The sequence below is a fragment of the Psychromonas ossibalaenae ATCC BAA-1528 genome (assembly GCF_000381745.1).
Classification (GTDB): domain Bacteria; phylum Pseudomonadota; class Gammaproteobacteria; order Enterobacterales; family Psychromonadaceae; genus Psychromonas; species Psychromonas ossibalaenae.
In genome coordinates this window covers 45795-72328 of sequence record NZ_KB906969.1, presented here as the reverse complement: position 1 = coordinate 72328, position 26534 = coordinate 45795, and the positions used below count along the sequence as shown (strand labels likewise).

Sequence of the window (26534 nt, the reverse complement as noted above, 5' to 3'; positions counted from 1 at the left end):
CTGATCGTGAGTAACGAATTAAATTCACTGGATATTAAAGAGATCATGGATCTTTTACCGCATCGCTACCCGTTTTTATTGGTGGATCGCGTATTAGATTATGTTCCTGGTAAAACCCTGCATGGTGTAAAGAATGTTTCTTTTAATGAACCGCAGTTTCAAGGTCATTTCCCGGGTACTCCGGTATTTCCCGGTGTAATGATTGTTGAAGCATTAGCACAGGCAACGGGTGTATTAGCATTTGCAACTTACGGCAAACCTGCTGAAAATGAACTATATTTCTTAGCATCAATCGATAAAGTACGTTTCCGTAAACCGGTTGTACCTGGCGATATAATTCACCTTGAAGTTATTTACCTAAAAGATCGCCGCGGTATGGGCAAATTTGAATGTACAGCAAAAGTTGACGGTGAAATAGCCTGTCAGGCGATGATCATGTGCGCAAGAAGAGAGATCTAATGACAAATTCAACAGCAAGAATTCATCCAACTGCAATTGTGCATGAAAATGCCGTGATCGGTAAAAATGTAGAAATTGGTCCGTATAGTATTATCGGGGATCGTGTAGAAATTGGTGATGACTGTTGGATTGCACCGCATGTTGTTGTCAAGGGCCCGACTAAAATGGGGCAGGGTAATAAAATTTTTCAATTTGCTTCAGTCGGCGAAGACTGCCAGGATCTGAAATATAACGGTGAAGAAACCTTTCTGGAAATAGGTGATAATAACGTATTTCGTGAAAGTTGTACTATTCATCGTGGTACGGCTCAGGATCAGGGCACAACCCGCATCGGTAATAATAACTTACTAATGGCTTATGTACATGTCGCTCATGACTGTGTCCTTGGTGATAATATTATCCTATCTAATAATGCGACATTAGCCGGCCATACTAAACTGGCTAATAATGTGATTATCGGCGGTCTTTCGGCACTGCATCAGTTCACTCGTGTCGGCGAGTATGCAATGATCGGCGGCTGCTCTGCTGTTAATAAAGACATCCCGCCTTATTTCATGGCAACGGGGAATTATGTACAGGCTCAGGGGATTAATTCGGTTGGTTTAAAGCGCCGTGGTTTCAGCAGCGCCGCCATTATGGAAATCAAACGTGCTTATAAAGCGATCTGCCGTCAGGGAAATACCCTTGAACAGGCTAAGCAGGAAATTGCTGCAAAATTAGACAGCTGTCCTGAACTGCAGGTCTTATATGACTTTATCTGTGAAGACAGCCGCGGTATTGTCCGTTAATTTGATAACCAGTTAGTTTTATTAGAAAAAGGCTCATTAGAGCCTTTTTTTTTAAGGGTGAATTAGAAATGAGTAAACCATTAAGAATCGGTCTGATTGCAGGCGAAGCTTCCGGTGATATTTTAGGCGAAGGGTTAATTAAAGCCTTAAAAGTGCATTATCCAGATGCAGTGTTTGAAGGGATTGCCGGTCCGAAAATGATTGCACAAGGTTGTAAAGCATTACATCCGCTTGAAGCCTTATCGGTGATGGGGTTTGTTGAAGTACTGGGGAAATTACGCAGTATTTTAACCATTCGTAAATCGATTATTAATCATTTTATTGCTAATCCGCCCGATATATTTATCGGTATTGATGCCCCTGATTTTAACTTAACTGTTGAATTGAAATTAAAAGAAAAAAATATTAAAACAATTCATTATGTCAGCCCGTCAGTCTGGGCCTGGAAGCAGTGGAGAATTCATAAAATTGCTAAGGCCACCGATCTGGTTTTAGCTTTCCTGCCTTTTGAAAAAGCATTTTATGATAAGTTTAATGTGCCTTGTCAGTTTGTCGGTCATACCCTGGCGGATCAGCTGCCGTTACTGCCTGAGAAAGCGGCTGCACGTTCCCGCCTTGGTCTTGCTGAGCAAGACAAATTGTTAGCAGTTTTACCCGGCAGCCGTAAAGCCGAAGTTGAGATGTTAGGGCCGATCTTTTTACAGTCAGCGGCACTTATTAGTAAACAGTACCCTGAACTTAAGTTTATCGTGCCTATGGTAAATGAAGCGCGTAAAAAACAGTTTTTAGCCCAGAAAGAACAGTATGCGCCGGATCTGCCTTTGCTTATATTTGACGGCCAGGCGAGTGCTGTGCTTCAGTCTGCCGATACTGTATTACTTGCGTCCGGTACTGCCGCGCTTGAAGCTATGCTGGCTAAAGCGCCGATGGTAGTTGCATATCGGGTCAAGCCGTTAACTTATGTGATTGCGAAATCTTTATCAAAAATTAAATATACCTCTTTACCAAATTTGATTGCTGACAGGGAAGTGGTTAAAGAGCTCAGCCAGCACGACTGTACGGTAGAAAAAATTGTCGGAGAATTAAATCGTTTATTAGGACAAGACAATAGCGATATGATTAAGACTTTTACTGAGTTACATCAGTTAATAAAATGCGATGCAGACTCACAAGCGGCCCAGGCTGTAGTTAATTTATTAGAAAGCAAATAATCCTGCTGTATAGAGAATAGAATGAGTAAGTTAAAAAACGATTTTCCAGAAGTTATTTATCCCGACTTTACTTTAATAGCCGGTGTTGATGAAGTCGGCCGCGGCCCGCTGGTTGGTGATGTCGTTACGGCGGCTGTGATTTTAGACGGCAATAATCCCATTGAAGGGCTGACTGACTCTAAAAAACTCACGGACAAAAAACTTGCCCTGTTATTCGATCAGATTCAGGAAAAAGCTTTATGTATTGCGGTGGGGCGCGCTTCGCCTGCGGAAATAGATGATCTTAATATTCTGCATGCCACTATGTTAGCGATGCAGCGTGCGGTTGAAAATTTAACTGTGCAGCCTGAGTTTGTATTTATTGACGGCAACCGCTGTCCTGAACTAAAAATGCCCAGTGAAGCGGTGGTAAAAGGCGATTTACGTGTGGCCGAAATCAGTGCCGCTTCCATTATTGCTAAAGTAACGCGGGATCGGGAGATGGTTGCGCTTGACCAAAAATATCCGGATTACGGCTTTGCCAAACATAAGGGCTACCCAACCAAAGCACACTTTGAAGCACTAGAAAAGTACGGGGTTATCCCGGAATACCGTAAGAGCTTTAAACCAGTAAAAAAAGCGCTGGGTTTGTTATAATCTTCAGTTGAAATTCAAGTGCGTTGTTTGTAAGGGGGACCTTTATTAACAGCGCATTGAAACGTTCTACAAAAGTAAAACGTTACTCCGGAAAGCGTAAAAGTTTTAAACCAGTAAAAAAGCACTTGGCTTGTTATAAAAGTAGATAACCTTATGTCTGAATCAGAGCACCCTGTTGTTAACAATCAACCGCCTAAATTTATTCACCTGCGTGTGCATAGTGATTTTTCAATGGTGGATGGTTTAACCAAAGTAAAACCACTGGTTGCTAAAACCGCTTCGATGAAGATGCCGGCACTGGCGATTACCGATCAGACTAATTTTTGCGGCCTGGTTAAATTCTACGGGGCAGCCCACGGTGCGGGTGTTAAGCCGATAGTGGGGGCTGACTTCTGGGTGCAGAGTGAACTGCTAGAAGGAGAACAGTTTCGCCTGACTGCACTGGCAATGGATAATGACGGGTATAAAAATGTCACCGAATTAATATCTAAAGCTTACCTGCGCGGGCATGTCGGCGGGCGTGCGGTTATTGATCAGGACTGGCTGATTGAGCACAATAAAGGCGTGCTGCTGCTTTCCGGTGCAAAAGACGGCGATCTTGGGCGTATGCTGTTAAAAGGCAATGAGGAAGCAGCCGAACAGATAACAGCATTTTATCTGGAACATTTTCCGCAGCGTTATTATCTGGAATTGATTCGAACTAATCGTGTTAATGAGGAAGATTATCTGCACCTGGCGCTTGCCTGGTCGGAAAAATATAAACTACCGGTTGTTGCGACTAATGAAGTGGTTTTTGCTGACCAGACACTCTTTGATGCCCATGATATCCGAGTATGTATCAATCAGGGTTATACACTGGGTGATGATCGCCGTCCAAAAGACTACAGCCCTGAACAGTACCTGCGCAGTGAACAGGAGATGTGTGAACTGTTTTCAGACATCCCGGAAGCACTGCAGAACAGCGTGGAAATAGCTAAACGCTGTAATGTTATCCTGCGGTTAGGTGAATACTTCCTGCCGGACTTTCCAACCGGTGATTTGTCGATCAACGATTATTTCTGTGATGTTTCCCGAAAAGGTTTACAGGAACGATTAGAATTTTTATTTGATAAAAACTCCCCGGATTTTGCTGAAATTCGTAAACCCTATGATGAACGTCTGCAGATTGAGTTAGACGTTATTAATACCATGGGATTCCCTGGTTACTTCTTGATCGTAATGGAATTTATCCAATGGAGTAAGGATAATAATATTCCGGTCGGCCCGGGCCGAGGGTCTGGTGCCGGTTCTCTGGTTGCCTATGCACAGAAGATCACCGATCTGGATCCGTTGGAATTTGAGCTGCTGTTCGAACGATTTTTGAACCCTGAACGTGTTTCTATGCCCGATTTCGATATTGACTTCTGTATGGACAGGCGTGATGAAGTAATCGATCACGTAGCAGAGCTCTACGGGCGTGATGCGGTGTCGCAGATTATCACCTTCGGTACCATGGCGGCTAAAGCGGTAATTCGTGATGTCGGGCGTGTACTTGGTCATGCCTATGGTTTTGTTGACGGTATTTCTAAACTGGTACCGCCGACACCAGGCATGACCCTGACTAAAGCTTTTGAAGAAGAGCCTCGTCTGCAGGAGCGTTATGACGGCAGTGAAGAGGTGCGCGCCTTAATCGACATGTGCCGTACGCTGGAAGGCACTATTCGTAATGCCGGTAAACACGCTGGTGGTGTTGTTATCTCTCCGACCACCATTACCGACTTTGCACCGCTTTACTGTGATGATGAAGGTCATAACCCGGTTACTCAGTTTGATAAGAATGATGTAGAAACCGCCGGTCTGGTAAAGTTCGACTTCCTAGGTTTGCGGACACTGACTATTGTGCAGTGGGCATTAGATATGGCTAACGCGCATAAAAAAATGCGCGGTGAAGAGCCGATTTATATTGAGAAGATAGATCTGACTGAACCGGCCTGTTTTGATCTGTTAAAGCGTTATGAAACCACCGCGGTATTCCAGCTGGAGTCACGCGGTATGAAGGATCTGATCCGCCGCCTGCAGCCCGACTGTTTCGAAGATATGATCGCACTGGTTGCTCTGTTCCGTCCCGGGCCGTTAGGCTCAGGCATGGTAGATAACTTTATCGAGCGTAAACACGGGCGTGAGGCCGTTTCCTACCCGGATGAAAAATGGCAGCATGAGTCATTAAAAGATATTTTGTCACCGACCTACGGCATCATCCTGTATCAGGAACAGGTAATGCAGATTGCCCAGGTTCTGTCGGGTTATACGCTGGGCGGCGCCGATATGCTGCGTCGTGCTATGGGTAAGAAAAAACCCGAAGAGATGGCTAAGCAGCGTGCCGCCTTTGAAGAGGGGGCTGTTGCTAACGGTATCGACGGCGAACTGGCGATGAAGATCTTCGATCTGGTAGAAAAATTCGCCGGTTATGGTTTTAATAAATCTCACTCAGCAGCTTACGCATTAGTTTCCTATCAAACATTGTGGATGAAAACCTTTTATCCCTCTTATTTTATGGCCGCGGTTATGTCTGCGGATATGGATAATACTGAAAAAATCGTTGTTCTGGTGGCAGAGTGCCAAAGCATGGGATTAGATCTTGGCCCGCCTGATGTTAACGAAGGTTTGTTTAAATTCAATGTGGATCCGGATCAGCGTATTGTTTACGGCATCGGCGCGGTTAAAGGGGTGGGTGAAGGCCCCGTTGATGCAATTATTGAAGCGCGTGAAGCTGGCGGCAAGTTTAAAGATCTGTTTGATTTCTGTAATCGTATTGATCTAAAACGCTGTAATAAGCGCATTTTAGAAAAACTTATTTTAGCGGGGGCATTAGATAAATTAGGACCGCATCGAGCGGCTCTGATGGAAACCCTGCCGGGTGCGCTGCAGTCTGCTGTGCAGCATAAAAAAGCCGAAGCATTTGGACAAAGTGATCTGTTCGGCGTGTTAACCACTGACAGTGAAGAGATTGCCGATAAATTTGCCTGTGTACAGGAGTGGCCGGAAAAACAGTGGCTGGCAGGAGAGAAGGAGACTCTGGGGTTATACCTGACCGGACATCCGATCAATCAGTATGAAAGTCATGTGCGTGCATTCCACTGTACTAAACTGGTTAACCTGGTTGCTAACCGCCGCGGTCAGAACAGCCGTGTGGCCGGTTTGATTCTGAGTATGCGCGTGATGGTGACTAAAGCAGGTAAGCGCATGGGGATTATTACCCTGGACGATAAAAGTGCGCGTATGGATATTACCGTTTTTGCGGATCTGCTGGATCAGTATGAAGAACTGCTGGTCACTGATAGTGTGCTGATACTGCAGGGGCAGGTAAGTGAAGACTTCTTTAACGGCGGCCTGAAAATGAATGCTCGTGAGGTGATGAGCATTGATCAGGCGCGCGAACGTTTTGCTTCGAAATTACGTTTAAAAATAAATGCTGATTTTATCGGCCCGGATTTTCAGACTGAGTTACATCAAGCACTGCAGCCGGCGATCGGCGGCTTATGTCCGGTGTTTATTGAATATACCAATAAGCAGGCGCAGGCTGAGCTAACCTTAGGGCGGCAGTGGGCAATCACCCCGACGGATGATCTGTTGTTTGCCCTGGCGCGCCTGCTTGGTGAAGAAAACGTTACTCTGCATTTTGATCATGTTAATTAACTCTGAGATAAACAGATGACCGACAATGATTTATTGGATAGTTTTTCCGGGCAGTTAAATACATTAGCTGCCGTGCAGGATAAAACAGAATTTCATATTGCTTTAAGCGGCGGTTTAGATTCTGTTGTACTGCTGCACCTGTTTGCCAGGCTGCGTAATCGTGGAGGAGAGCTTTCTGTCTGTGGACATCACGTCGATCATGGCTTAAGCGCTAATGCGCAAGCCTGGACAGTTTTTTGTCGGGATTTATGTAAAGAGTTAAATATTAAATTTATAACTTCACAGGTAAGTTTAGTAAAAAAGAGTCGTACCAGTATTGAAGCTCTGGCAAGAGAAAAACGCTATTTGTGCTTAACCGAGAAGCTATCCGAGAAGGCTTATTTAGTAACTGCTCACCATCAGGATGATCAGCTTGAAACGGTCTTACTAGCACTAAAGCGCGGTTCCGGTAATACCGGGCTGCAGGGGATACTCAGTAAGCAGAAATTAACATGCGGACACTTAATTCGTCCGTTATTAAATTTCTCTCGTCAGCAGCTTGAGTCCTATGCCCAGGCTTTCGCTTTAAAGTGGATTGAAGATGAAAGTAACAGTGATCAAGTGTTTGACCGTAACTTTATCCGCCATAGTATTACGCCGTTATTAAAACAGCGCTGGCCGGCTATTACTAAAACTGCAGCACGTACAGCCAGTCTCTGTCAGGAGCAGCAGACGTTATTAGATGAAATCGGCGGGATCGATTTTCAGCATTGCAGCATGGCACTGTTAAATCAACAAGTTGTAGATATCAGCAGCATAAAAGAATTAAGTATCGCGCGTCGTAATAATGTTCTGCGTTACTGGTTTAAAGAAAACAACTATAGTTATCCGTCATCTAAGCAGCTGCTTGCGATCTGGCAGGATGTTGTATTAGCGGGGGAAGATGCGTTACCTGAGATTCAGTTTAAAGGGTATTCTGTACGCCGTTATCGCGGGCATCTGTATTTAGTGAAAGATCTGCCGGCAGTGAGTCTGCCTGATTCGCCTGTAGTCTGGGCTGGTGAAGCGCAGTTGAACCTGCTGGACGGACGGGTTAAGCTGCAGTTTTCTATGATTAAAGACAAGGTTAATAACAGTGACAGTATCTGTTTTAAGCAGGGGGCAGAAATTGCCGTCTGCTTTCGTCAGCAGCTGCCGGCTAAACTGAGCTGCCGGCCGGCCGGGCGTAATGGTTCGCGCACTGTTAAAAAGCTGCTTCATGAGTATCATGTACCGCCCTGGTTACGAGATTTTGTGCCCTTTATTTTAATCAACGGTAAACTGAGCAGTGCCGTCGGTTTATGGCAGTGCACTCCAGAGGCGTCTGGAGGTATCGATTCCTGCTTAACGGTTCGCTTTGCTTAACGCTTTATTCTGATAGAGTTTTTGATCTGCCTGATAAAACAGTTCATTGATGCTTTTACCCATCTCCCAGTGGCTGAAACCGATACTGGTTGAAAACTGCAGCTCAGTTAAGAAAGAGTTGCCTGCGATTTCATGAGATAAGCGGCTGATGACTTTATTAACTGAGCACTGTTCACCCGGCTGCAGAATAACAGCAAATTCATCACCGCCTAAGCGAAACACCATATCCGATGTGCGCACGCTTTTTGTTAACAACCCGGCAAAAGCCTGCAGTACCTTGTCACCTTGTAAATGTCCGTAAGTATCATTGATAAGCTTAAAGCTGTTAATGTCTAAGACCATTAAGGATAAGCCCTGCTGGTTGCGGCTGCTTTGTTCAATTGCCCGGTTTAAGCATTCATCATAATAAGCACGGTTGCCGATATTAGTAAGATGATCCTTGAGTACCATGGAATTTAATTCAGAGAATTTTAATGCATGTTTTAAACTGGGAATCAGTAGGTTGTGCAGCTCCGTTAATAATTTATTTTCCTGCACAGAAAGCGGCTTGTCACTTTGATAGGTTATTGATCCTATTCGCGCACTGGTTGACGGCAAGGACAGGTTATAACTTTTACTGTAATGCGATTTAGTATCGATTTTGGAACTGAAAAAACCATGTGCAGACTGGAAACTGATATTAAAAGGGCGGACAAATTTTGCCGTTATAGAGGCAAAACTGTTCATCATGGTCTTTAAGTCCAATGATTCATGCAGCAGCTCGAGAACGGTTAGTTTATTTTCAGGTGTTAAGACCGAGTCATTAGAAAACACTGTAAAGACGTTGGTGCTGATAGGAAATCCCCCAACTTCTGCTTGTGTGATTGTTTCCATAATAAATCCCTCTATCTGACAAAAAATAATGCTTCGGCAATAACAAATGCACAATCTATGCCAGAATAGAAAATTGTAATTGACGTTTTATTTACCATGATTTTCTGAGGATTAGCTATGCTTAAAGCAATGCTTTTTATCTGGCTAAACTTGACGAGATAACTGATTAATTTATTTGCTTTTTTTAAATGTTACAGGCAGAAACATTTATGAAATAAAAATTATTAGGTACAGATCTAAAAATATTTCACTGTTTGTATTCTTTTTCTGAAAATATTTGATGACATATAAATGGCGTTATTTGACAGTTGTGTCAATTAGGAGGTTTTTAGAATAGTGCTGAACGATCTGTTATTACTATTATCTTTTGCCATTATTAGTGTGATTGTGTTTCGACAGGTTCGTTTGTCGAATATTGTTGCCTATCTGTTTACTGGGTTTGTGCTCGGTCCTTCCCTGCTTAACTTCTTGGACTCATATCACGAGATAGAACTGATTGCAGAGTTCGGCATTGTATTTTTAATGTTTTCACTGGGGCTAGAATTTTCATTAAATAAGCTTATTGAAATGCGCCGATCTGTATTTGGTGTCGGTGCATTACAGGTAATTGTTTCATTTCTAATGTTTTATCTGCTTAGTCAATTTTTTGGTATGAGCTGGGTAGAGTCGTTTACTGTTGCCGGTGTATTAACCATGTCGTCAACGGCAATTATAGTTAAGGTCTTGGGAGATCAGCAGCGGCTGCATTCTAAAACAGGAAAACTGGCGATTGCGATTTTACTTTTCCAGGATCTTGCTGTTGTTCCATTTTTAATTATTATTCCTATTATTGCCATGCCTACCCTCGAAGGTGGAATACTGATCCCTTTGTCGATTGCTTTTGTTAAAGGCGCATTTGCAGTTGCGGTATTATTATCGGTGGGACGCTGGTTGTTACCGCGTTTTTTCGATGAAATGGGGCGCGTCAGGTTTGATGAGGTTTTTATTCTATCGACTCTATTTGTTACGCTGCTGGCCGCATGGTTTACCCAGCTGCTGGGTTTATCAATGGCCTTAGGCGCTTTTTTGGCAGGCATGATGCTGGCTGAAAGTCATTACCGCCATCAGCTTTCAGCTGATATTCGGCCTTTTAAAGATATTCTGATGGCGATGTTTTTTATCTCCATAGGTACTTTGTTACACTTTCCCATATTGATAGATAATATTAGTACGTTATTGCTGGTTGTTGTCGGCGTGATGCTGGCTAAAACAGCTACCATCACGCTGGCTGTTTTAATGATGAGAGAGAAGCTGGCAACGGCGCTGAGTGTTGGTATTGCGCTGGCGCAAATGGGAGAGTTTGGTTTTATTCTTATTGCGTTAGCCAACAAGTATCATTTGCTGGATGCAGAGTTAGCATCGCTGATTATTGCGACCGGCGTGATCAGTATGTCGCTGACACCTGTTCTGGTTAAATACAGTCACAATATCAGCCGCGAAGTACTGCATCACTCTGAAAAAGTATTTGGCTTTCAAAAAACACTGCCCGGGCAGTTTCATGATCACACCATTATCTGCGGTTACGGACGCGTCGGGCAGATTCTTTCACGTTTTTTAAAAAGCGAATCTCTGCCGTTTATCGTTTTAGACCGGGATCCGATGCGTGTTAAAGAGGCGCGGGAGGGCGGTGAAATGATTGAATTTGGTGATGCCAGCCGCCGTGAAATCCTGCTGATTGCCGGCATTGAAAAAGCCAGGCTTCTGATTATCACTTTTGATGATCTGCAGCGTTCACTGACTTTATTAGAGCAGATTCGTTCGATTAACCCCAATGTCAAAGTCCTGGTACGCACAAAAAATGATAATGGATTAGAAATGCTCAAGGATGCCGGCGCGACGGAAGTCATCCCGGAGGTTCTGGAAGGAAGCCTGATGCTGGTGGCGCATGTGCTTTTTTTGTCCGGGGTACCGCGCAGCCGAATTATGCACCGCTTAGATTGTGAACGTAAAACTAAATACCAGCATCTGCATGGTTTTTATTACGGGCAGGAGAGTCAGACAGAAAAAAATGCCTGGCATATAGAGCAGCTGCATGCGGTTACTCTGACTGAAAATACTGAGGTGCTCGGCAGTTATGTCGAACAGTTTCATCTTGCGGACATTATTATTAAATCGCTGCACCGCCGCGGTGGAGAAGAAGTGGTGATATCGGCAAAGGTGTGTTTTAAAGCCGGTGATGTGATCTTACTACAGGGGGAAAAAAGCGCTCTTATACAGGCGGAGAAAATATTACTGAGGAAGTCGCATCAGGCATCTCTTTAAACCAGCTACCTTGGTCAAATAGCTAAGATACGGTCCAGGTAGGCATAGTAAATAGAAAAAAATTGAGCCAGCTAAAAAGAATAGCTGAAAAACAGAACGAATGAGCCTCAGTAATTGCTGTTTTTTTACATTCTCGGTAGTCTATAGGCTGATTGGTTAACTTTTTAATGAGCACTTTATGTCCGAAAATTTATCAAAAACGCTTTTTGCCCATAAATTTCATGTGCAGGAAACTTCGACAATTATTCCCAGCTCTGCGTCCAAAAAAAATCATAAGCAGGATAACGTCATTATGGACGGTGAAGAGCAGGACGGCTGGTATCGTTTATTAAAATTTATGCTCTGGTCATGGCAGGGGTTAGATCTTATCGACTGTTATGATGTGCTTTCTCATATTTCAGTTTCAAAAAATAAGCGCAGCGACGAAGATGTTTTAGATACGGTTATCGGTTTTCGTCCGGGAAACTGGAGTTATGAGTGGACGCAGAAAGGCATGTCCTATCAGAAGCAGGCTAATGCGTTTGCTAAAGAAGGCGAAAAAGAGAAAGCTAAACAAGCTTATTATACTGCTTCGCAGTTTTACAGCGTGGCCAGTTATCCGCACCTCAAAGGTGATGAATTAAGTATTCAGGCACAAGTGTTAGCTTTTAATAATTATCGCGAAGCATTTAAGTATAATGATAATGCGCTGTTAAAAGAGATAAAAGTGCCGTTTAAAGGCAAGCAGATCAGCTGTTTTTTACATCTTCCGCATACTGAAACAATTCTGCCCGTGGTGATTGTCAGCGGCGGTCTGGATACACTGCAGTGTGACCTGTTTTCTTTGTTTGAAAAAGATCTCGCACCGGCCGGTATTGCTATGCTGACGGTCGATCTGCCTGGTATCGGCTTTTCATCGCAGATAAAACTTGAGCAGGATTCCTCTAATCTGCACCAGGCGATTATTCATTATTTAAAAAATGTACCCTGGGTCGATCATGATCGTATCTCATTGATGGGCATGCGTTTCGGCGGTAATATCGCCACTCGTTTAGCTTTTTTGGAGCCTAAAAGCGTAAAATCCGTTGTCTGTGTGGGCGCCGCTGTCGGCAGTGTTTTTGATAAGTTAGAGAATTATAAAAAACTACCTCCTATGCTCCTGGACTGCATTGCATCGCGTATGCAGATTAATAATTCCAGCGTTGAGGTTTTATATCAGTACTGCGTACCCTTTTCATTAAAAAAACAGGGGCTGCTGGCACGTATGCGCATTAATACACCGCTGCTGAGCATTGGTCATAAAAATGATATTCTCTGCAATGAGCAGGATTTAAAATTAATTGCCCATGCCAGCCGTGAAGGGGAGTCGCACATTATTGATAAACCTCCCATTTTTGAATCATATTTAAACTCTTTAAGTTATTCTGCTCAATGGTTAACAAGACATCTGGCGGAGTGAGTGTTAAATTAACTTTCACTATCCCTTTGTATCAGGAATAAAAATTATGACTTCAACTGTTAAAACTGGTCCGTCCCGCGGCCGGTTGTTTAAACTGTTCACCGATTTAGGCCCCTATTTCCGTAGACTGCAGTCAACTGAATCTTCCTTCTATTTCGACTGTCTAGAAATTTGTATTGATGCAGAAAAAGAGCCGGAAGAGAGAGAGTTTTACGGCTGGTGGTTAGTAGTCACTGAAAACAACACCTGCTTTGAATATGAGCGCTTTAACGGCCGTTATAACCTGGAAGGAGAGTGGGCTGCTGAAAGTATTGCGAAAAAAGATCAAAAGCAGCTGGATCATTCTTTTGAACTGTTCATTGAGCGTTTACAAAAATTAATTGATACAGAAACCGGAAAAACATTCACGGAATTACAAACGGAATTAACCGAAGTGTAAAGGCACCAGACCTTGAAATGTATTTTTACTTAATTTCATTGAATCAATAATGATATACTGAAAACAGTAACGACAACCTCGTTGCTGTTTTTTTATGGGCTTTTAAAAACGTGGCAAAAGTAACTGTAAATGAGATTAAGCATGAAAAGCAACAGCAAAACAATTGTAGTCAAATTAGGAACCAGTGTACTGACTAGCGGGACTGCAAAGTTAGACCGTGCGCATATGGTTGAGCTAGTGCGCCAGTGTGCGTATCTGCATAGTCAAGGGCATCATATTATAGTGGTGACCTCCGGGGCGATTGCCGCCGGCAAAGAACATTTAAATAAACCTGATATTGAACCTACTATCGCAAATAAACAGATGTTAGCCGCTGTTGGACAGGGGCAGCTGGTCAGAGAGTGGGAAAACCTCTTTAAAATATACGGGCTGCATGTCGGGCAGATGTTATTAACACGTGCGGACCTTGATGACCGCGTACGTTTCCTAAATGCAAGAGACACGCTTAATACTCTGTTAAAGCACCGTATTATCCCCCTTATCAATGAAAATGATGCGGTAGCGACTAGTGAAATTAAAGTCGGGGACAATGATAACCTTTCGGCATTGGTCGGATTACTTGCAGATGCTGATCAGTTATTATTATTAACCGATCAGGTTGGTTTGTTTACCGCAGATCCACGCAGCAACCCGGATGCGCAGCTGATCCCTGAAATTGAGCAGATCACCCATGAAATTCATGCATTAGCCGGCGGCAGTGTCGGCGGCCTGGGAACAGGCGGTATGGCGACTAAAATTGAATCCGCCAGTGTCGCTCACCGTGCAGGTATTGAAGTGGTTATTGCTTCCGGCCATAAAAAGAATGTTATTATTGATGCGGCTGCAGATAAAGCGGTTGGTACACGTTTTATTTCTGAAAACAGCCCGTTAGAAGCCCGTAAAAACTGGATTTTTGCAGGCTCTCGTGTTGCAGGCACAATAGTGGTTGATGACGGCGCAGCCAAAGCGATAGTCAGTTCCGGCAGCAGCTTATTAGCTAAAGGTATTACCGGCACCCTGGATACATTCGTGCGCGGTTCGATTGTTGTGATTAACAATCAGGCCGGTAAAGGACTGGCACGTGGGGTTGTACGCTATAAAAGCATTGATATTGAAAAAATTAAAGGGCTGCACTCCGAGCAGATTGAGTCCTGTTTAGGTTTTGAGCATGGGCGCGTCGTTATTCATCGTGATGATTTAGTGTTGTTATAATATCATCTTATGCAGAATACATTTTATGCCGATATTCTGCGTGAAAATACATATCAGTAAAGGAAAAGTTAATGGATTTACAAGTAATCGGAAAGCTGGCAAAAGAAGCAAGTTATGAACTTGCCGTTACTGACAGCAATAAAAAAAATGAAGCATTAGAAACAATTGCGCTGGCGTTAGAAGCGAACCAGGCAGAGATTATTGAAGCGAATAAACTGGATATCCAGGCTGGTATCGAGTCCGGATTAACGGATGCATTATTAGACCGCTTATTACTTGATGAGAGTCGTTTAGGTGCTATTATCGGCGATCTGCGCAGTGTTGTCAGCTTAGCCGATCCGGTTGGTCAAGAATTTGACGGCAAGCTTCTAGAAAATGGCTTAAAGCTGTGTAAACGTCGTGTACCGGTTGGTGTTATTGGGGTTATTTATGAAGCGCGTCCGAATGTCACCATTGATATCGCTGCACTTTGCCTTAAAACAGGTAATGCCAGTATCTTACGCGGCGGCAAAGAAACGATTCATTCTAACTTGGTATTAGTCAAAATAATTCAAGATGCGCTTGAAGCCTCAGGCTTACCCAAAACTGCGGTGCAGTATATCGAAAATACGGATCGCGCTTTGGTTGGTCAGCTCCTGAAAATGGATCAATACGTGGATATGATTATTCCGCGCGGTAATTCTGGTCTGCAGCAGTTCTGTAAAGAAAACAGTACCATCCCTGTTATTATCGGCGGTATCGGTATCTGCCACCTGTATGCTGAAAAAACAGCTGATTTTGATAAAGCAATTGCGATTATCGAAAATGCCAAAGTACAGCGCCCGTCGGTGTGTAATGCATTGGATACCCTGCTGGTGGATGAAAGCATTGCCCCTGAATTTTTAGAAAAATTAGCCGAGCATCTGCAGCCGTTAGGTGTAACCCTGGTTGCTGAGCCGAAAGCCAAAGCGATTTTAGGTGATAAAGCGCAGGCTGCTGAGCCGGGTGATTTCTCTCGTGAATGGTTATCGCTTAATTTAGGCGTAAAAGTGGTGCAGGATTTGCATGAAGCATTAGGGCATATTCGTGAGCACAGCTCTGAGCATTCCGACGGAATTTTGACTAATGACTTCAGCATTGCAAATAAATTTATTAATGCGGTGAACTCTGCTGCTGTTTACGTTAATGCCAGCACCCGCTTTACCGACGGCAGTCAATTTGGTTTAGGTGCTGAAGTTGCCGTTTCTACTCAGAAGCTGCATGCACGTGGTCCCATGGGGCTGCAGGAGTTAACTACCTATAAATGGGTTGGCATTGGTGACAATCTGATTCGTTCTTAAGCGGAAAGATAATTAGACCTTAACTGTAAATCAAATATTTATGATATATGTTGCGGGTCTTTTTTTTTCTTTTGGGTTGATGCTAAAGTTATCAGTAGTTGATGTGTTTGCTGCTTGATCACTAAATTAGCAATGCGCTATAAATCTATTACATGCTGCCGCTAAAATTTTTATTCGGCAGTGATATTTTTATGAAAGCATAAATATTACTATGTGCTTAATATGAAAATAAATTTTTAAAAATATAAGGCTTTTTATCATGAAAAAACAATCTGGTTTTACACTCATTGAGTTAGTGATCGTAATTATCATCTTAGGTATTTTAGCTGCTACTGCTGTGCCTAAATTTGTCGATCTGCAGGGCGATGCCCGTCAAGCCGCTATGAAAGGCCTTAAAGGTGCGCTAGAAGGTGCTGCAACTTTAACTTATTCTAAGGCTGCTATTGATGGTTTTGAAAAATTAAATACGGAACAAGTAGTTAACGGTGTTGCTACAACGTTTGGTTACCCATCAGCTACAAGTGCTGCGTTGGGAACCGCTGCAGGTTTAGCGGGTACAGATTGGACTATTACTGATGGTGGTGACGCAACTGCTGCAGTCATTGTTGCAGAGGGAGCTCCTTCAGGGGCTGATGAAAGCGGTAACGATGCAGAGTGTCGTGTTACTTATCTAGAAGCAACGAGTATTGCCCGACCTACAATTACTGTTCATGATGAGGGTTGTTAATCACTAACACCTCATTCCCACGCTCCGCGTGGTAACGAGTAGTTAAGTATTTATGACTGATACAGAGTTTCTAAATCCCGCGTATATCGCGGGATTTTTTTACCTGCATAATGATTCCCTTAATAATAATCAAAACCACCAATCAGCTTTGCAGAGTTTAATATTTCAGCTGTTTAGTCGCTTATTATTTACTTGCCGGTAGAAAGAACAGTAACGAGGATAAAAAGCGGTTAAGTTAGAAAATCGGGTTATAATTTAAGACTTACAATACAAATAGATGGATATTTAATGTCACGCATTTCTGCAGCTGATTCCATATTTAAAGAACAAGGGTTTACCCTGATTGAACTGGTGATCGTGATTATTGTGCTTGGCGTATTAGCTGTGGTTGCCGTACCTAAGTTTGTCAGTAAATCAGGTTTTGAAGATTATACCGTGCAGGATCAGCTCATTGCACGGTTACGCCTGGTACAGCTGCAGGGCATGAACGCAGATCCTACTGCGGGTGCTGTAGATAATGCCTGTTACTGGCTGGTGGTGAAAGAAAAGTGTTTCTACCATCTGCATACCTATCGAAATAACGAGTCTTGTAGTCTACCGTCTTCAGGGACTGATGTTTGTGCTAGTGACGAATATAATCAGTATAATGTTGTTCGCTACCCTAATAACATGCTCAGTTCTGCCAATTATCGATTTGACCTGCAGGGCCGGTTAATTATTAATAATAATCTGATAACCACCCCTTTTGAGATTAAGCTTGATGGCGATAATGGTCTGAGCGTTAATATTGAGAGCGAGGGCTATATTCATGAATAACCACAAATACTCTCCCCAAAAAATAAAAGGTTTTACGCTGGTTGAGCTGGTGGTGGGTATTGTGGTGCTGGCGATCGCTATGATGGTGATGAATACCATGCTGATTTCACAAAGTAAAGACTCTCTCGAGCCGCTTTACCGTTTACGTGCTTCACAGCTTGGACAGAGTATTCTGCAGAATATCCTAGCGCACAGTTATGATCAAAACTCGGATCATAATGGCGGTCGTTACCGTTGCGGTGAAATATGGGGAGATGCCGCTTTGTGGTATGACGGCAGCGTCTGGCAGACAAGCGGCACGCCTGTGCCGATCGCCTGTTCAACGGTTTACGGCATTGATGCAGGTGAAACCGCCGGGCAGCATCAGGACTTTAATGATGTGGATGATTTTATCACCAGCGGCTTTGTTAATGCGGTTACTTATGGTGATGCGCTGGGTAATAATTTAGCGGGTCAGTATCAGAACTACTGGATACAAATTGCAGTTGTTGCTGATGACTCTATGCTGGCAGTTGATACGGTGGATGCGGGCGAGCAGATGAAACGTATTGATGTAACAGTTCGAACGCCAAGTGATGAACAGATATTATTTTCTGCATTTAAGGGGAATTATTAATGAATTCTCTTAAGCCTGTTACATCAGTTGTACAGAAAGGGTTTACTTTAATCGAGCTGGTGATTGTGATCATCATTTTATCGGTATTAGGTATTGCAACCAGTAATTATATTGTCAGTGGAGTAGATATTTATACTGATATTGCAGAACGTGATAAATCATTAAACAGTGTGCGTTTTGTGATGGAACGCCTGCGCCGCGAAGTATCAGGTGCTTTGCCTAATAGTGCTGTTGTAACAGCCGGCGGACAGTGTCTGACTTTTACCCCGATTGTTGCCAGCTCTATCTACGCGGCGGATTTCCCTATCAATCCTATTAGTAGTGCAACAGGTACAATCGCGACTATCCCCGTTGCGGATTATAGGTTTGCAGAGGGTGATAAAGCGGTTGTTTACCTGCTTACTGCTATTGATCTTGATAGTACAAAAGTTGCTAAGCCGCTAACATCCGATACAACCAATAGCCGTTTAACATTTAACGATGATGCTGGTTTCTCTTTGGGATCCCCTGCTAAGCGGCTTTATATCATTCGTGACAGCGTAAGTTATTATTTTACAGGTACTAATGATCTGTTTCGTGCTGAAAATTGTGATGGAAAAGAGAAACACCTGATGGGCGAAAATATGAAAGGCAGGTTTTCGGCAAGTGAAGCCTCCCTGCAGCGAAACAGCTTAGTGAAAGTCTCCTTTACCTTAGATTTTGATGGACAGGAGGTGCCCGTTGAACAAACTCTGCATATCAGCAATGTACCATAAAACAAGGTCCCGTAAACAAAGTGCCGGTGCGCTAAAAAAACAGTCCGGCAGTGCAATTGTGGTGGCTGTTTTTGTGATTGTTGTGATCTCATTGTTAGGAGCAAGTTTAATGTCACTGCAGCGCGACAGCGCAGAGGGGGCAAGCTATGAAGTGTATGCAGCTCGTGCTTATCTGTCGGCCTATTCTGGCAGTGAAAGAGCATTGGTTAATATTTTCCCGCTTGGAGCTTCTACAGCAGATGCGACGCAGTGTACGGGATCAGTGATTACGCCAGCTCTACCTAGTAGTGCTGGTTTCCATAACTGTACCGTGACATATGTTTGTAATACGCTGGCAGCGTCAGCGGGAATTAGCACGCGTTATAATGTGGTCAGCACTGCTGAGTGTAAAAATTCACAAATCATCACACGCCGTCAAATAACCGTCGAGGCGACTAATTTATGAAACTGATTTATCAGATGTGCTTACTATTTATTTTTGTCACTCCACAAGCATGGGCAAACTGCACTGTGCCTTCAATGTTTGATGATTTTAAAAACCAACCCGGTGTGGATGTGGTTAATTCAAGCGCATATGTAGATTCTTATAGCATATTAACCAATAAAAAATATTATATTGATGGGGATTTAGAAATAAGAAAGTATGCAGAAATTGAAAATGTTACTTTTTACATTACTGGAACACTGATAGTAAGGCATCATGTTGAAATAATAAACAGCCTTTTTTATAGCGTTAAAAAGGCCACGATTAAAAATCGGACTCAGATAAAAAACAGTCATATTTATTCAGAAGAGCAAGTTGAGTATAACTCTACGGTTAATTGGAATGGGCATGCGGAAGCTTGTCCTTGGGTTGAACCGCGTGATTCATACTGTTTAAATCCGCCAGATGTCAGTGATTACAGACTTCATGAAGGTGATTTTTATGTTGCTAAAAATAAAACACTACCAGTGGAAGGACGCATTGAAAATTTATATGTAACAGGTGCGGTTTATTTAGATGTTAATGCTCGATATAACGGCAATATTTATGCGGTAGGAGATGTTTACCTTAATAATAATGCAGTAATAAATGGCGATGTTTATAGCCAAGACGGGATTGTTTTGCGGAATGTTAATAGTGATATAAGCGGTGAAACTTGTGAAAATGGATCCCCTGTTCCCCCTCCATTAGCTCCAATTTATTTACCCGTAGATGAATTAAGCGAACAGTGTAGTCCTATTTTTCAAGATGCTGCACAGAGCTACAGCAGCAGTGGTCATTTAACCATGTGGGGGAATTCGAAAATTATTGATGACACAGATAAATTTGATTTTTACTCTCATGAGCTATACGGCAATGTCAATGGTTGCGGGGAAGGTGTGCAGTGTACGAGTACAGGGGATCAATCTTCTGAGCTTTCTTCTTTTACTATCCCCACAATTGAAGCACCTAACATTGATGTTGCCTTATGGGGAGATGGTTTAGATATTACACTTGGTGACTCCGGTTCTGCAACGGATAAATTTAAGGGCACTGCTTTTGGCGATATTACCGTATATGCCGGTGGTACATTAACGTTTTCTTCACAAACACCTGAGCAGGTATACCGTATTAACAGGCTTAATGTTTTTGGCGGTGCCGCTGTCTATTTAAATGAAGGGATTTATGCGATAGGCGGCTTAGGAGTGACTAGTGAAACCTCGCGGATAGAGGTAGAAGAGGGGGATGTTTACTTGTTTGTTAGTAAGAGCGATAGCATTCAGGGCAGTATTGAAAGGAGTAATACGGCTCTGCCTGGACAGTTTGTTTTTGCAGCAGGGGAAACGATAACTTTTAACGGTAATGCTCGCTTTAGCGGTTCGCTCTATGCTGATGGTAATGTTGAATTAAATGGTGATACTTACATTGAAGGGCGTATAGCATCTGCTAATTTAAAAATGTCAGATGATGCAATAATTGAAAACAAATTTATATGTGGTGTGACGCCTTCTGAATATGATTTTGTTATAACTACATCACCTGAGGCGCTGACCTGTGAGGCGCAGTCGATAGGTTTAAAAGTATTTTTGGGTGAGAATATCGATGGCAGCTACCCGGGGACCGTTAACCTTTCAACTGACTCAAATAAGGGGCAGTGGAGTTTATTAAACGGGCGAGGAACGCTAACAAATACCGGCACTTCAAATGACGGGCAGGCGACCTATCAGTTTCATGTAAATGACACTGGTCAAGTTGAGTTCGGCTTACTGCACACAGATGTGGGAAGTGTAAAAATAACGGTTGAAAACGGCGATGCGGCTAGTGATACGACTATTAATTTTCGTTCTTCTTTATTAAAAATGGATTCATCTTGTGTAAATGGGGAGCTTGGCACGTGTATTAATACGGCAAATCTACCTTTTGAACTTATTTTAACTGCCGTTAAAGAAAACCAAGAAACAAAAGTATGTGAATTATACTCACCTGAAAATATAGCGTTTTGGTCTGAATATATAACGGATGTAAAAGGGGAAGGTAAACAGGTTGAAATTAACTCAACGCCTATTGGCAAGACGGAGTTAGATGCTGTGGCGTTGCCTGTTGCTTTTTCTGCTGGCGTGGCAACGGTTACTGCTAATTACCCCGATGCAGGAAAGGTTAAAATAAATGTAAAAGATGTTGATATCCCAACAATAAAGGGGGCAGTTGAAACCATTGTTAATCCGATTTTTTTGAAAATAAACAAAGTATTAGGTCAAAAAAACAGTATAAAAATCCCTCTGGTGGAAGGCTCTGGCGATGGTTTTATTCGAGCCAGTAACCCCGTTTATAATGAGAGTGGTATTCCTGATGCTGTAGATACGTTTACAGTGGAGGTGCAAGGGTTTATTGATTGTAAAACAAATACAGGCAATGATAAAACTTCGGCTGCTGCTGCAAATTGTGGTGGTAAAATTGATGATACTATTTATGTCACTGCGCCTAGTTTTGCTAATGGAAGTAACGAGAATGATATTATCAAGTTTAGTCATCAAATTGCTTTTCCAGTTTCAGGTGCGCAAGGTACATTGCATACTCCAAGTAATAAACCATTTAAAGTGACATTAACTTCTGCTGTATCGCCTAAAATGGCATTTAGTGAAGTAGGTAGTATCAATTTGCGCGCAGAAAGTGAAAATTATTTAATTTTGGGTAACAAAATTGATTTGGAAAGCGATACGTTAGTCGGACGCTTTTATCCTGATTATTTAGCATTTACTGTGGGAAGTTTTAGCAGTGCCCCAGTTTGCAGCGATAATGACTTTACCTATATCGGAGAGCCAGATGCATTAGCGCTGAGTTATTCAATGAAAGCTTATTCTCAAGTTAGTACAGATGAAACACCGCAAGTAACCAGTAATTATGATCATGGCTTAGGTTACTCTGTAGCAAGCGACTTTAAGCATTTTGCTTATGCCGTAGACGGAACGGAACTGACCGGCTATAAAGATAACAGTACTCTTAATCGTATCTTTTCGTCCAAAGCTTATGATAAAGCACTTTGGGTGAAAGGAGAATATAATGTTAATACGACAGTCCAGTTTAATTTGGGGTTAAGAAAAACCGTTGATGCTGACAATAACATAGTACCTGATGGACCTTTTGAAAATTCAAATAAAGTTCGTTATCGCATAGAGCTAACAGGGACTGATGAAGAAAAATTACAGACAAATTCTTCTGACACCTGTAACGAGGATAGATGTTCTATAGGGGAGTTAAGCGATTTAATGTATGGCCGTCTGCAAGCCGGCAATGGTTACGGCAGTGAATTTCAGCCGATTCGCACCACTATCCAAGCCACTTATTATGACGGTAGTCACTTTGTGCCGCTTACAGAGGACAGTTGTACAACGGTAACTATGCCGCAAGTGAGTGCCAGTCCGATTAAAAATGGAGCAGATGAAATCACGATTGAAACAGGTACAACGAAATTAAAAATATTAAACAGCCCGCTGATTGGCGGTGTAAGTTATTTTGATTTCTCTGCACCAAAGGATCGTGGAAACTTAAATTATTTTATTGATTTAAGTACTGTTGCTCCGTGGTTATTAGACAACGGCAATGCAGTTGCTTGTTCGCCTACTGAAACTGAATGTATTTCAGGAGAAGTTTCATTTGGACTGTTCCGAGGAAATGACCGCATTATCTACCGTTTGCAGACCTTCGATTAGTTATTACAACTTGAATTGGAGGCTCTTAGTCATTTAATAATTTCCTAGCCAATGTGGCTGCGAAAATTTCCGTTTACGTTTTTCTTATACGTACAAAAACTTTAGCAAGAGAAATCATGGATGATTTAATTAGCCTTTGCATGCACAGGGATGTGCATTCAAAGGCGGTACGTTAAGAAGTTGTTGGGCGGGTAAGAATAAAAAATGTTCAGAACGGCACTTTTTTACTTACTTTTTTATTGCTGTTGAGAAAAAGTAAGTCGCCGTCAGGACGAAATCCCCTACAATGACGGTTTAAATGTCTGCTCGCCCTACATGCCGAATAGCTATAGCACCTGCGCTTTAACCTCTCCCTTATCTAAGCGAATATTAAGATTATCACCACTATTCAATAGTGAAGCATCTGTGATTACCTTACCTTTTTTATCTTTAACAATAGCATAGCCGCGCGCCAGGGTTGCCAGGGGACTGACTGTATTTAACTGAGTGATGTTATTGTGCAGATCTGTTTCGCTCTGCTTAAGTTTGTTTAACATTGCGGTTTGTAAACGGCTTTTAAGCTGAGTTTGTTTCTGCAGGTCGATGTTAATGGTCTGCTCAGGGCTATGCTGCATTAAACTGCCGTGAAGCTGCTGAGTATAATTATTCTGCTGATTGAGTTTACGAGTCATCGCATGCTGCAGACGCAGTGATAACTCATCCAGCTGTAGACTCTGCTGCTGCAGTTTATGCTTAGGATCGTGCTGCAGTAGTTTTTGTTTTAATAAATTCTGCTGATGTGCTTTTAGCTGCAGATCTGCAGATATTGCCTGTTTAAGCCGGTTTGATAATGTTTGTAACTGTGTTTCCACGAAAGTCTTATTCTGACTGACCAGTTCTGCCGCTGCAGAAGGGGTGGCTGCGCGAATATCGGCTACAAAGTCACTGATAGTGACATCAATTTCATGGCCTACCGCGCTGATAACGGGCAGCTGGCTGTTAAAAACAGCATAAGCAACCACTGCTTCATTAAAGCACCATAGATCTTCTAATGAACCGCCGCCGCGTCCGACAATCAGTAAATCACACTCATTACGTGCATTAGCTAACTGGATCTGCGCCGCTACGGACTCGGCACTGCCGGCACCTTGAACCTGACTCGGATAGATAATAACCTGTAAGCGCGGATCGCGGCGTTTTAAGACACTTAAAATATCGTGCAGAGCAGCGCCGGTTGACGAAGTGATAATACCGATGCGTTTGATAATCTGCGGTAATGGTTTTTTGCTGCTTTCAGAAAACAGCCCTTCAGCAGCCAGCTGGCACTTTAATGCTTCAAACTGCTGCTTTAATAAACCGTCACCCTCTGGAGCCATACTTTCCACAATCAGCTGATAATCACCACGTGCTTCATAAAGGCTTAGTTTTGCGCGTACTAAAACCTGCTGACCATGTTTCGGGGTAAAACCACTGCGGCGGTTATTACCTTTAAACATAGCGCAGCGTACCTGAGCGCTGTGATCTTTAAGGGTGAAATACCAGTGCCCGGATACCGCGATGGTTAAATTGGAAATTTCCCCTGATAACCAGATTACGCCAAGACCCGTTTCTAACAGTGATTTAGCTGCGCGGTTAAGGCTGCTGACGCTATAGATATTCTTATTTTGTGAGATCATTATCGTTTATCGCAATTTATTAGCAGGGAAATTGAGTTATATCCAAACTACCTCAAGATGCAAATTCAGAGTTTAGCCCGGATGCTAGAACAAGGCGCAACATGATGAGAATGGTAATTCCCTTTTCAAATGCTGCAGCGCAGTGCTAGCTTTCGGGCTAAACTTCCGAAGGACAAGGCGATAAACGATAACCTTCGTTGTTAGAAGGTTTTGATTTAGCGGGCTAGATCGTCAACCTTCTGCCTAGAATCTCATCATTTATCGACTTGCTGACTCTTGTCTCTTGGGGTAGCTTGGGTATTAATCTTAGCATTATTTATATATTGATAAAAAGATATGCTTAACAGATGAATTTTTAATTGTAGTTAGCTCACATAAGGATTAAAATCCCTCCGCAATATCATACCCAAGTAATTTGGGTATATTGAAAATCCTCCCAACTATAAGTGAGATATTGCAATGCTACGAATTGCCAAAGATGCATTAACATTTGATGATGTATTATTAGTACCAAGTCATTCGACTGTACTTCCAAATACTGCGGACTTAAAAACCCAACTAACTCCAACAATATCATTAAATATTCCAGTTGTTTCTGCAGCTATGGACACTGTTACTGAAGCACGTTTTGCTATCGCTTTAGCACAGGAAGGCGGCGTCGGTTTTATTCATAAAAACATGTCAATTGAAATGCAGGCTGAACAAGTACGTTTAGTTAAAATCCATGAAAGTGGTGTTGTTGCAGATCCCGTTACAGTATCTCCACAAACAACCTTAGGTCAGATACGCCAACTGACAGAACAGCACGGTTTTGCTGGTTACCCGGTTGTTGAAGCATCTGGCGAATTAGTGGGTATTATCACAGGTCGTGACGTTTTATTTGAAACCGATTTGGAAAAACCAGTCTCAGCTGTTATGACCGGCAAAGCAGACCTTGTGACCGCTAAATCAGATACGCCTCGTGATGAAGTTGAAACTTTAATGCACAAACACCGCATTGAAAAAGTATTATTAACGGATGATAACTATAAATTAAAAGGCATGATCACAGTTAAGGATTTCCGTAAAGCAGAGCGTAAACCAAATGCATGTAAAGACGAATTAGGCCGCTTACGTGTAGGTGCTGCTGTCGGCGCTGGTGCAGGTAACGAAGAGCGTATCGACGCATTAGTTGAAGCGGGTGTTGATGTGCTGCTGATCGACTCTTCTCACGGTCATTCTCAAGGTGTATTAGATCGTATTAAAGCAACGCGTGCGACTTACCCGGATCTGCAGATTGTTGGTGGTAATGTTGCAACTGGTGAAGGTGCTAAAGCGTTAGCCGCTGCCGGTTGTAGTGCTGTTAAAGTCGGCATCGGCCCGGGTTCTATCTGTACTACCCGTATCGTTACCGGTGTCGGTGTACCGCAGATTACAGCTATTTCTGATGCTGTTGCAGCCCTTGAAGGCACTGGTATTCCGGTTATTGCTGACGGCGGTATTCGCTTCTCCGGTGATATCGCAAAAGCATTAGCTGCCGGCGCATCATGTGTCATGATGGGCAGCATGTTTGCCGGTACTGAAGAATCTCCTGGTGAAATCATTTTATACCAGGGCCGTTCATACAAATCCTACCGTGGAATGGGTTCTCTTGCCGCTATGTCGTCGGGTTCATCGGATCGTTACTTCCAGTCTGATAATGCCGCCGATAAATTAGTACCTGAAGGTATTGAAGGCCGCGTTGCTTACAAAGGTAAAGTGAAAGAGATTGTTCATCAGCAGATGGGCGGCGTGCGTTCATCAATGGGTTTGACGGGTTGTGCAACAATTCACGAGATGAACACCAAAGCAATGTTTGTGAAAATTACCAGTGCAGGTATGGGCGAAAGTCACGTGCATGATGTTGCAATCACGAAGGAAGCACCTAACTACCGTTCTGGCAGTTAGTCACCTTAATAACAATCCTGATACAGGTTTCGTTGTTTACGCTTTGCGCGGCAATGCGGCCTGTTAGCAGACTTAAACTAATTTCTGCGCTTT

At 42.8% G+C, this 26534-nt stretch carries 20 protein-coding genes; 18 read left to right on the top strand and 2 right to left on the bottom strand.

All coding sequences use genetic code 11. From position 1 onward, the window contains the following. The first annotated feature begins 6 nt into the window (after nucleotides 1-6). The 6 genes from fabZ (at nucleotide 7) to tilS (ending at nucleotide 8152) form a co-directional block, all read left to right on the top strand. Complete coding sequence (fabZ, locus tag G327_RS0102445) at nucleotides 7-459, top strand: 3-hydroxyacyl-ACP dehydratase FabZ (RefSeq protein WP_019613177.1); 453 nt, start codon at nucleotides 7-9, stop codon at nucleotides 457-459. Continuing rightward, the gene (lpxA, locus tag G327_RS0102440; RefSeq protein WP_019613176.1) at nucleotides 459-1247 is read left to right on the top strand and encodes an acyl-ACP--UDP-N-acetylglucosamine O-acyltransferase; all 789 of its coding nucleotides are present in this window, start codon (nucleotides 459-461) and stop codon (nucleotides 1245-1247) included. Before fabZ ends, lpxA begins: the two co-directional genes overlap by 1 nt. A 68-nt stretch (nucleotides 1248-1315) precedes the next feature. Further along, entirely contained in the window at nucleotides 1316-2458 is a 1143-nt protein-coding gene (gene lpxB, locus G327_RS0102435; protein WP_019613175.1) for a lipid-A-disaccharide synthase, read from the top strand. 21 nt (nucleotides 2459-2479) lie between these two features. Continuing rightward, a complete protein-coding gene (rnhB, locus tag G327_RS0102430) occupies nucleotides 2480-3094 on the top strand; it encodes a ribonuclease HII (RefSeq protein WP_019613174.1) in 615 nt (204 codons plus the stop codon). Between the two features lie 153 nt (nucleotides 3095-3247). Beyond that, nucleotides 3248-6769, top strand: a complete 3522-nt coding sequence (gene dnaE, locus G327_RS0102425; protein ID WP_019613173.1) for a DNA polymerase III subunit alpha — start codon at nucleotides 3248-3250, stop codon at nucleotides 6767-6769. 15 nt (nucleotides 6770-6784) lie between these two features. Further along, the gene (gene tilS / locus G327_RS0102420; RefSeq protein WP_019613172.1) at nucleotides 6785-8152 is read left to right on the top strand and encodes a tRNA lysidine(34) synthetase TilS; all 1368 of its coding nucleotides are present in this window, start codon (nucleotides 6785-6787) and stop codon (nucleotides 8150-8152) included. Here tilS and G327_RS0102415 read toward each other — a convergent pair. After that, nucleotides 8132-9025, bottom strand: coding sequence for a GGDEF domain-containing protein (locus G327_RS0102415; RefSeq protein WP_019613171.1), 894 nt, complete (start codon nucleotides 9023-9025; stop codon nucleotides 8132-8134). The two genes, tilS and G327_RS0102415, sit on opposite strands and share 21 nt — an antisense overlap. Before the next feature lie 336 nt (nucleotides 9026-9361). Here G327_RS0102415 and G327_RS0102410 point away from each other — a divergent pair, with 336 nt between their 5' ends. The 11 genes from G327_RS0102410 (at nucleotide 9362) to G327_RS0102360 (ending at nucleotide 22860) form a co-directional block, all read left to right on the top strand. Next, nucleotides 9362-11326: a cation:proton antiporter gene (locus tag G327_RS0102410; protein ID WP_019613170.1), complete on the top strand. Its 1965-nt coding sequence runs from the start codon at nucleotides 9362-9364 to the stop codon at nucleotides 11324-11326. A gap of 178 nt (nucleotides 11327-11504) precedes the next feature. Further along, a complete protein-coding gene (frsA, locus tag G327_RS0102405) occupies nucleotides 11505-12764 on the top strand; it encodes an esterase FrsA (protein WP_019613169.1) in 1260 nt (419 codons plus the stop codon). A gap of 46 nt (nucleotides 12765-12810) precedes the next feature. Beyond that, on the top strand, nucleotides 12811-13203 hold the full coding sequence (crl, locus tag G327_RS0102400; protein WP_019613168.1) for a sigma factor-binding protein Crl: 393 nt from the start codon (nucleotides 12811-12813) through the stop codon (nucleotides 13201-13203). Nucleotides 13204-13344: 141 nt separating this feature from the next. Then, nucleotides 13345-14454, top strand: a complete 1110-nt coding sequence (gene proB, locus G327_RS0102395) for a glutamate 5-kinase (RefSeq protein ID WP_019613167.1) — start codon at nucleotides 13345-13347, stop codon at nucleotides 14452-14454. Between the two features lie 71 nt (nucleotides 14455-14525). Further along, complete coding sequence (locus G327_RS0102390) at nucleotides 14526-15773, top strand: glutamate-5-semialdehyde dehydrogenase (RefSeq protein ID WP_019613166.1); 1248 nt, start codon at nucleotides 14526-14528, stop codon at nucleotides 15771-15773. Between the two features lie 259 nt (nucleotides 15774-16032). Beyond that, nucleotides 16033-16500 (top strand): prepilin-type N-terminal cleavage/methylation domain-containing protein, encoded by a 468-nt coding sequence (locus G327_RS0102385; protein ID WP_019613165.1) that lies wholly within the window; start codon nucleotides 16033-16035, stop codon nucleotides 16498-16500. A 288-nt stretch (nucleotides 16501-16788) separates the two neighbouring features. Beyond that, on the top strand, nucleotides 16789-17316 hold the full coding sequence (locus tag G327_RS27505) for a prepilin-type N-terminal cleavage/methylation domain-containing protein (protein ID WP_019613164.1): 528 nt from the start codon (nucleotides 16789-16791) through the stop codon (nucleotides 17314-17316). Continuing rightward, complete coding sequence (locus tag G327_RS0102375; RefSeq protein WP_019613163.1) at nucleotides 17309-17932, top strand: type IV pilus modification PilV family protein; 624 nt, start codon at nucleotides 17309-17311, stop codon at nucleotides 17930-17932. The genes G327_RS27505 and G327_RS0102375 overlap by 8 nt, the downstream gene beginning before the upstream one ends. Continuing rightward, the gene (locus tag G327_RS23880) at nucleotides 17932-18687 is read left to right on the top strand and encodes a prepilin-type N-terminal cleavage/methylation domain-containing protein (protein ID WP_019613162.1); all 756 of its coding nucleotides are present in this window, start codon (nucleotides 17932-17934) and stop codon (nucleotides 18685-18687) included. The genes G327_RS0102375 and G327_RS23880 overlap by 1 nt, the downstream gene beginning before the upstream one ends. Then, complete coding sequence (locus G327_RS0102365; protein ID WP_157600965.1) at nucleotides 18653-19132, top strand: MSHA biogenesis protein MshP; 480 nt, start codon at nucleotides 18653-18655, stop codon at nucleotides 19130-19132. Before G327_RS23880 ends, G327_RS0102365 begins: the two co-directional genes overlap by 35 nt. Continuing rightward, the gene (locus G327_RS0102360) at nucleotides 19129-22860 is read left to right on the top strand and encodes a DUF6701 domain-containing protein (RefSeq protein WP_019613160.1); all 3732 of its coding nucleotides are present in this window, start codon (nucleotides 19129-19131) and stop codon (nucleotides 22858-22860) included. Before G327_RS0102365 ends, G327_RS0102360 begins: the two co-directional genes overlap by 4 nt. Before the next feature lie 326 nt (nucleotides 22861-23186). On the opposite strand, the gene xseA is transcribed toward G327_RS0102360, so the two are convergent. Further along, nucleotides 23187-24515, bottom strand: coding sequence for an exodeoxyribonuclease VII large subunit (gene xseA / locus G327_RS0102355; protein ID WP_019613159.1), 1329 nt, complete (start codon nucleotides 24513-24515; stop codon nucleotides 23187-23189). 459 nt (nucleotides 24516-24974) lie between these two features. Here xseA and guaB point away from each other — a divergent pair, with 459 nt between their 5' ends. Beyond that, nucleotides 24975-26441 carry an IMP dehydrogenase gene (gene guaB / locus G327_RS0102350; RefSeq protein ID WP_019613158.1) on the top strand — a complete coding sequence of 489 codons (1467 nt, stop codon included), beginning with the start codon at nucleotides 24975-24977 and terminating at the stop codon, nucleotides 26439-26441. The last annotated feature ends 93 nt before the right edge of the window (nucleotides 26442-26534 follow it).

Coding starts and splice junctions, on each gene's coding strand:
- G327_RS0102360 (WP_019613160.1), top strand. CDS start 19,129: ATGAAACTGATTTATCAGATGTGCTTACTATTTATTTTTGTCACTCCA.
- frsA (WP_019613169.1), top strand. CDS start 11,505: ATGTCCGAAAATTTATCAAAAACGCTTTTTGCCCATAAATTTCATGTG.
- xseA (WP_019613159.1), bottom strand. CDS start 24,515: ATGATCTCACAAAATAAGAATATCTATAGCGTCAGCAGCCTTAACCGC.
- lpxB (WP_019613175.1), top strand. CDS start 1,316: ATGAGTAAACCATTAAGAATCGGTCTGATTGCAGGCGAAGCTTCCGGT.
- guaB (WP_019613158.1), top strand. CDS start 24,975: ATGCTACGAATTGCCAAAGATGCATTAACATTTGATGATGTATTATTA.
- lpxA (WP_019613176.1), top strand. CDS start 459: ATGACAAATTCAACAGCAAGAATTCATCCAACTGCAATTGTGCATGAA.
- crl (WP_019613168.1), top strand. CDS start 12,811: ATGACTTCAACTGTTAAAACTGGTCCGTCCCGCGGCCGGTTGTTTAAA.
- G327_RS0102390 (WP_019613166.1), top strand. CDS start 14,526: ATGGATTTACAAGTAATCGGAAAGCTGGCAAAAGAAGCAAGTTATGAA.
- G327_RS0102385 (WP_019613165.1), top strand. CDS start 16,033: ATGAAAAAACAATCTGGTTTTACACTCATTGAGTTAGTGATCGTAATT.
- rnhB (WP_019613174.1), top strand. CDS start 2,480: ATGAGTAAGTTAAAAAACGATTTTCCAGAAGTTATTTATCCCGACTTT.
- G327_RS27505 (WP_019613164.1), top strand. CDS start 16,789: ATGTCACGCATTTCTGCAGCTGATTCCATATTTAAAGAACAAGGGTTT.
- G327_RS23880 (WP_019613162.1), top strand. CDS start 17,932: ATGAATTCTCTTAAGCCTGTTACATCAGTTGTACAGAAAGGGTTTACT.
- tilS (WP_019613172.1), top strand. CDS start 6,785: ATGACCGACAATGATTTATTGGATAGTTTTTCCGGGCAGTTAAATACA.
- G327_RS0102375 (WP_019613163.1), top strand. CDS start 17,309: ATGAATAACCACAAATACTCTCCCCAAAAAATAAAAGGTTTTACGCTG.
- dnaE (WP_019613173.1), top strand. CDS start 3,248: ATGTCTGAATCAGAGCACCCTGTTGTTAACAATCAACCGCCTAAATTT.
- proB (WP_019613167.1), top strand. CDS start 13,345: ATGAAAAGCAACAGCAAAACAATTGTAGTCAAATTAGGAACCAGTGTA.
- G327_RS0102415 (WP_019613171.1), bottom strand. CDS start 9,025: ATGGAAACAATCACACAAGCAGAAGTTGGGGGATTTCCTATCAGCACC.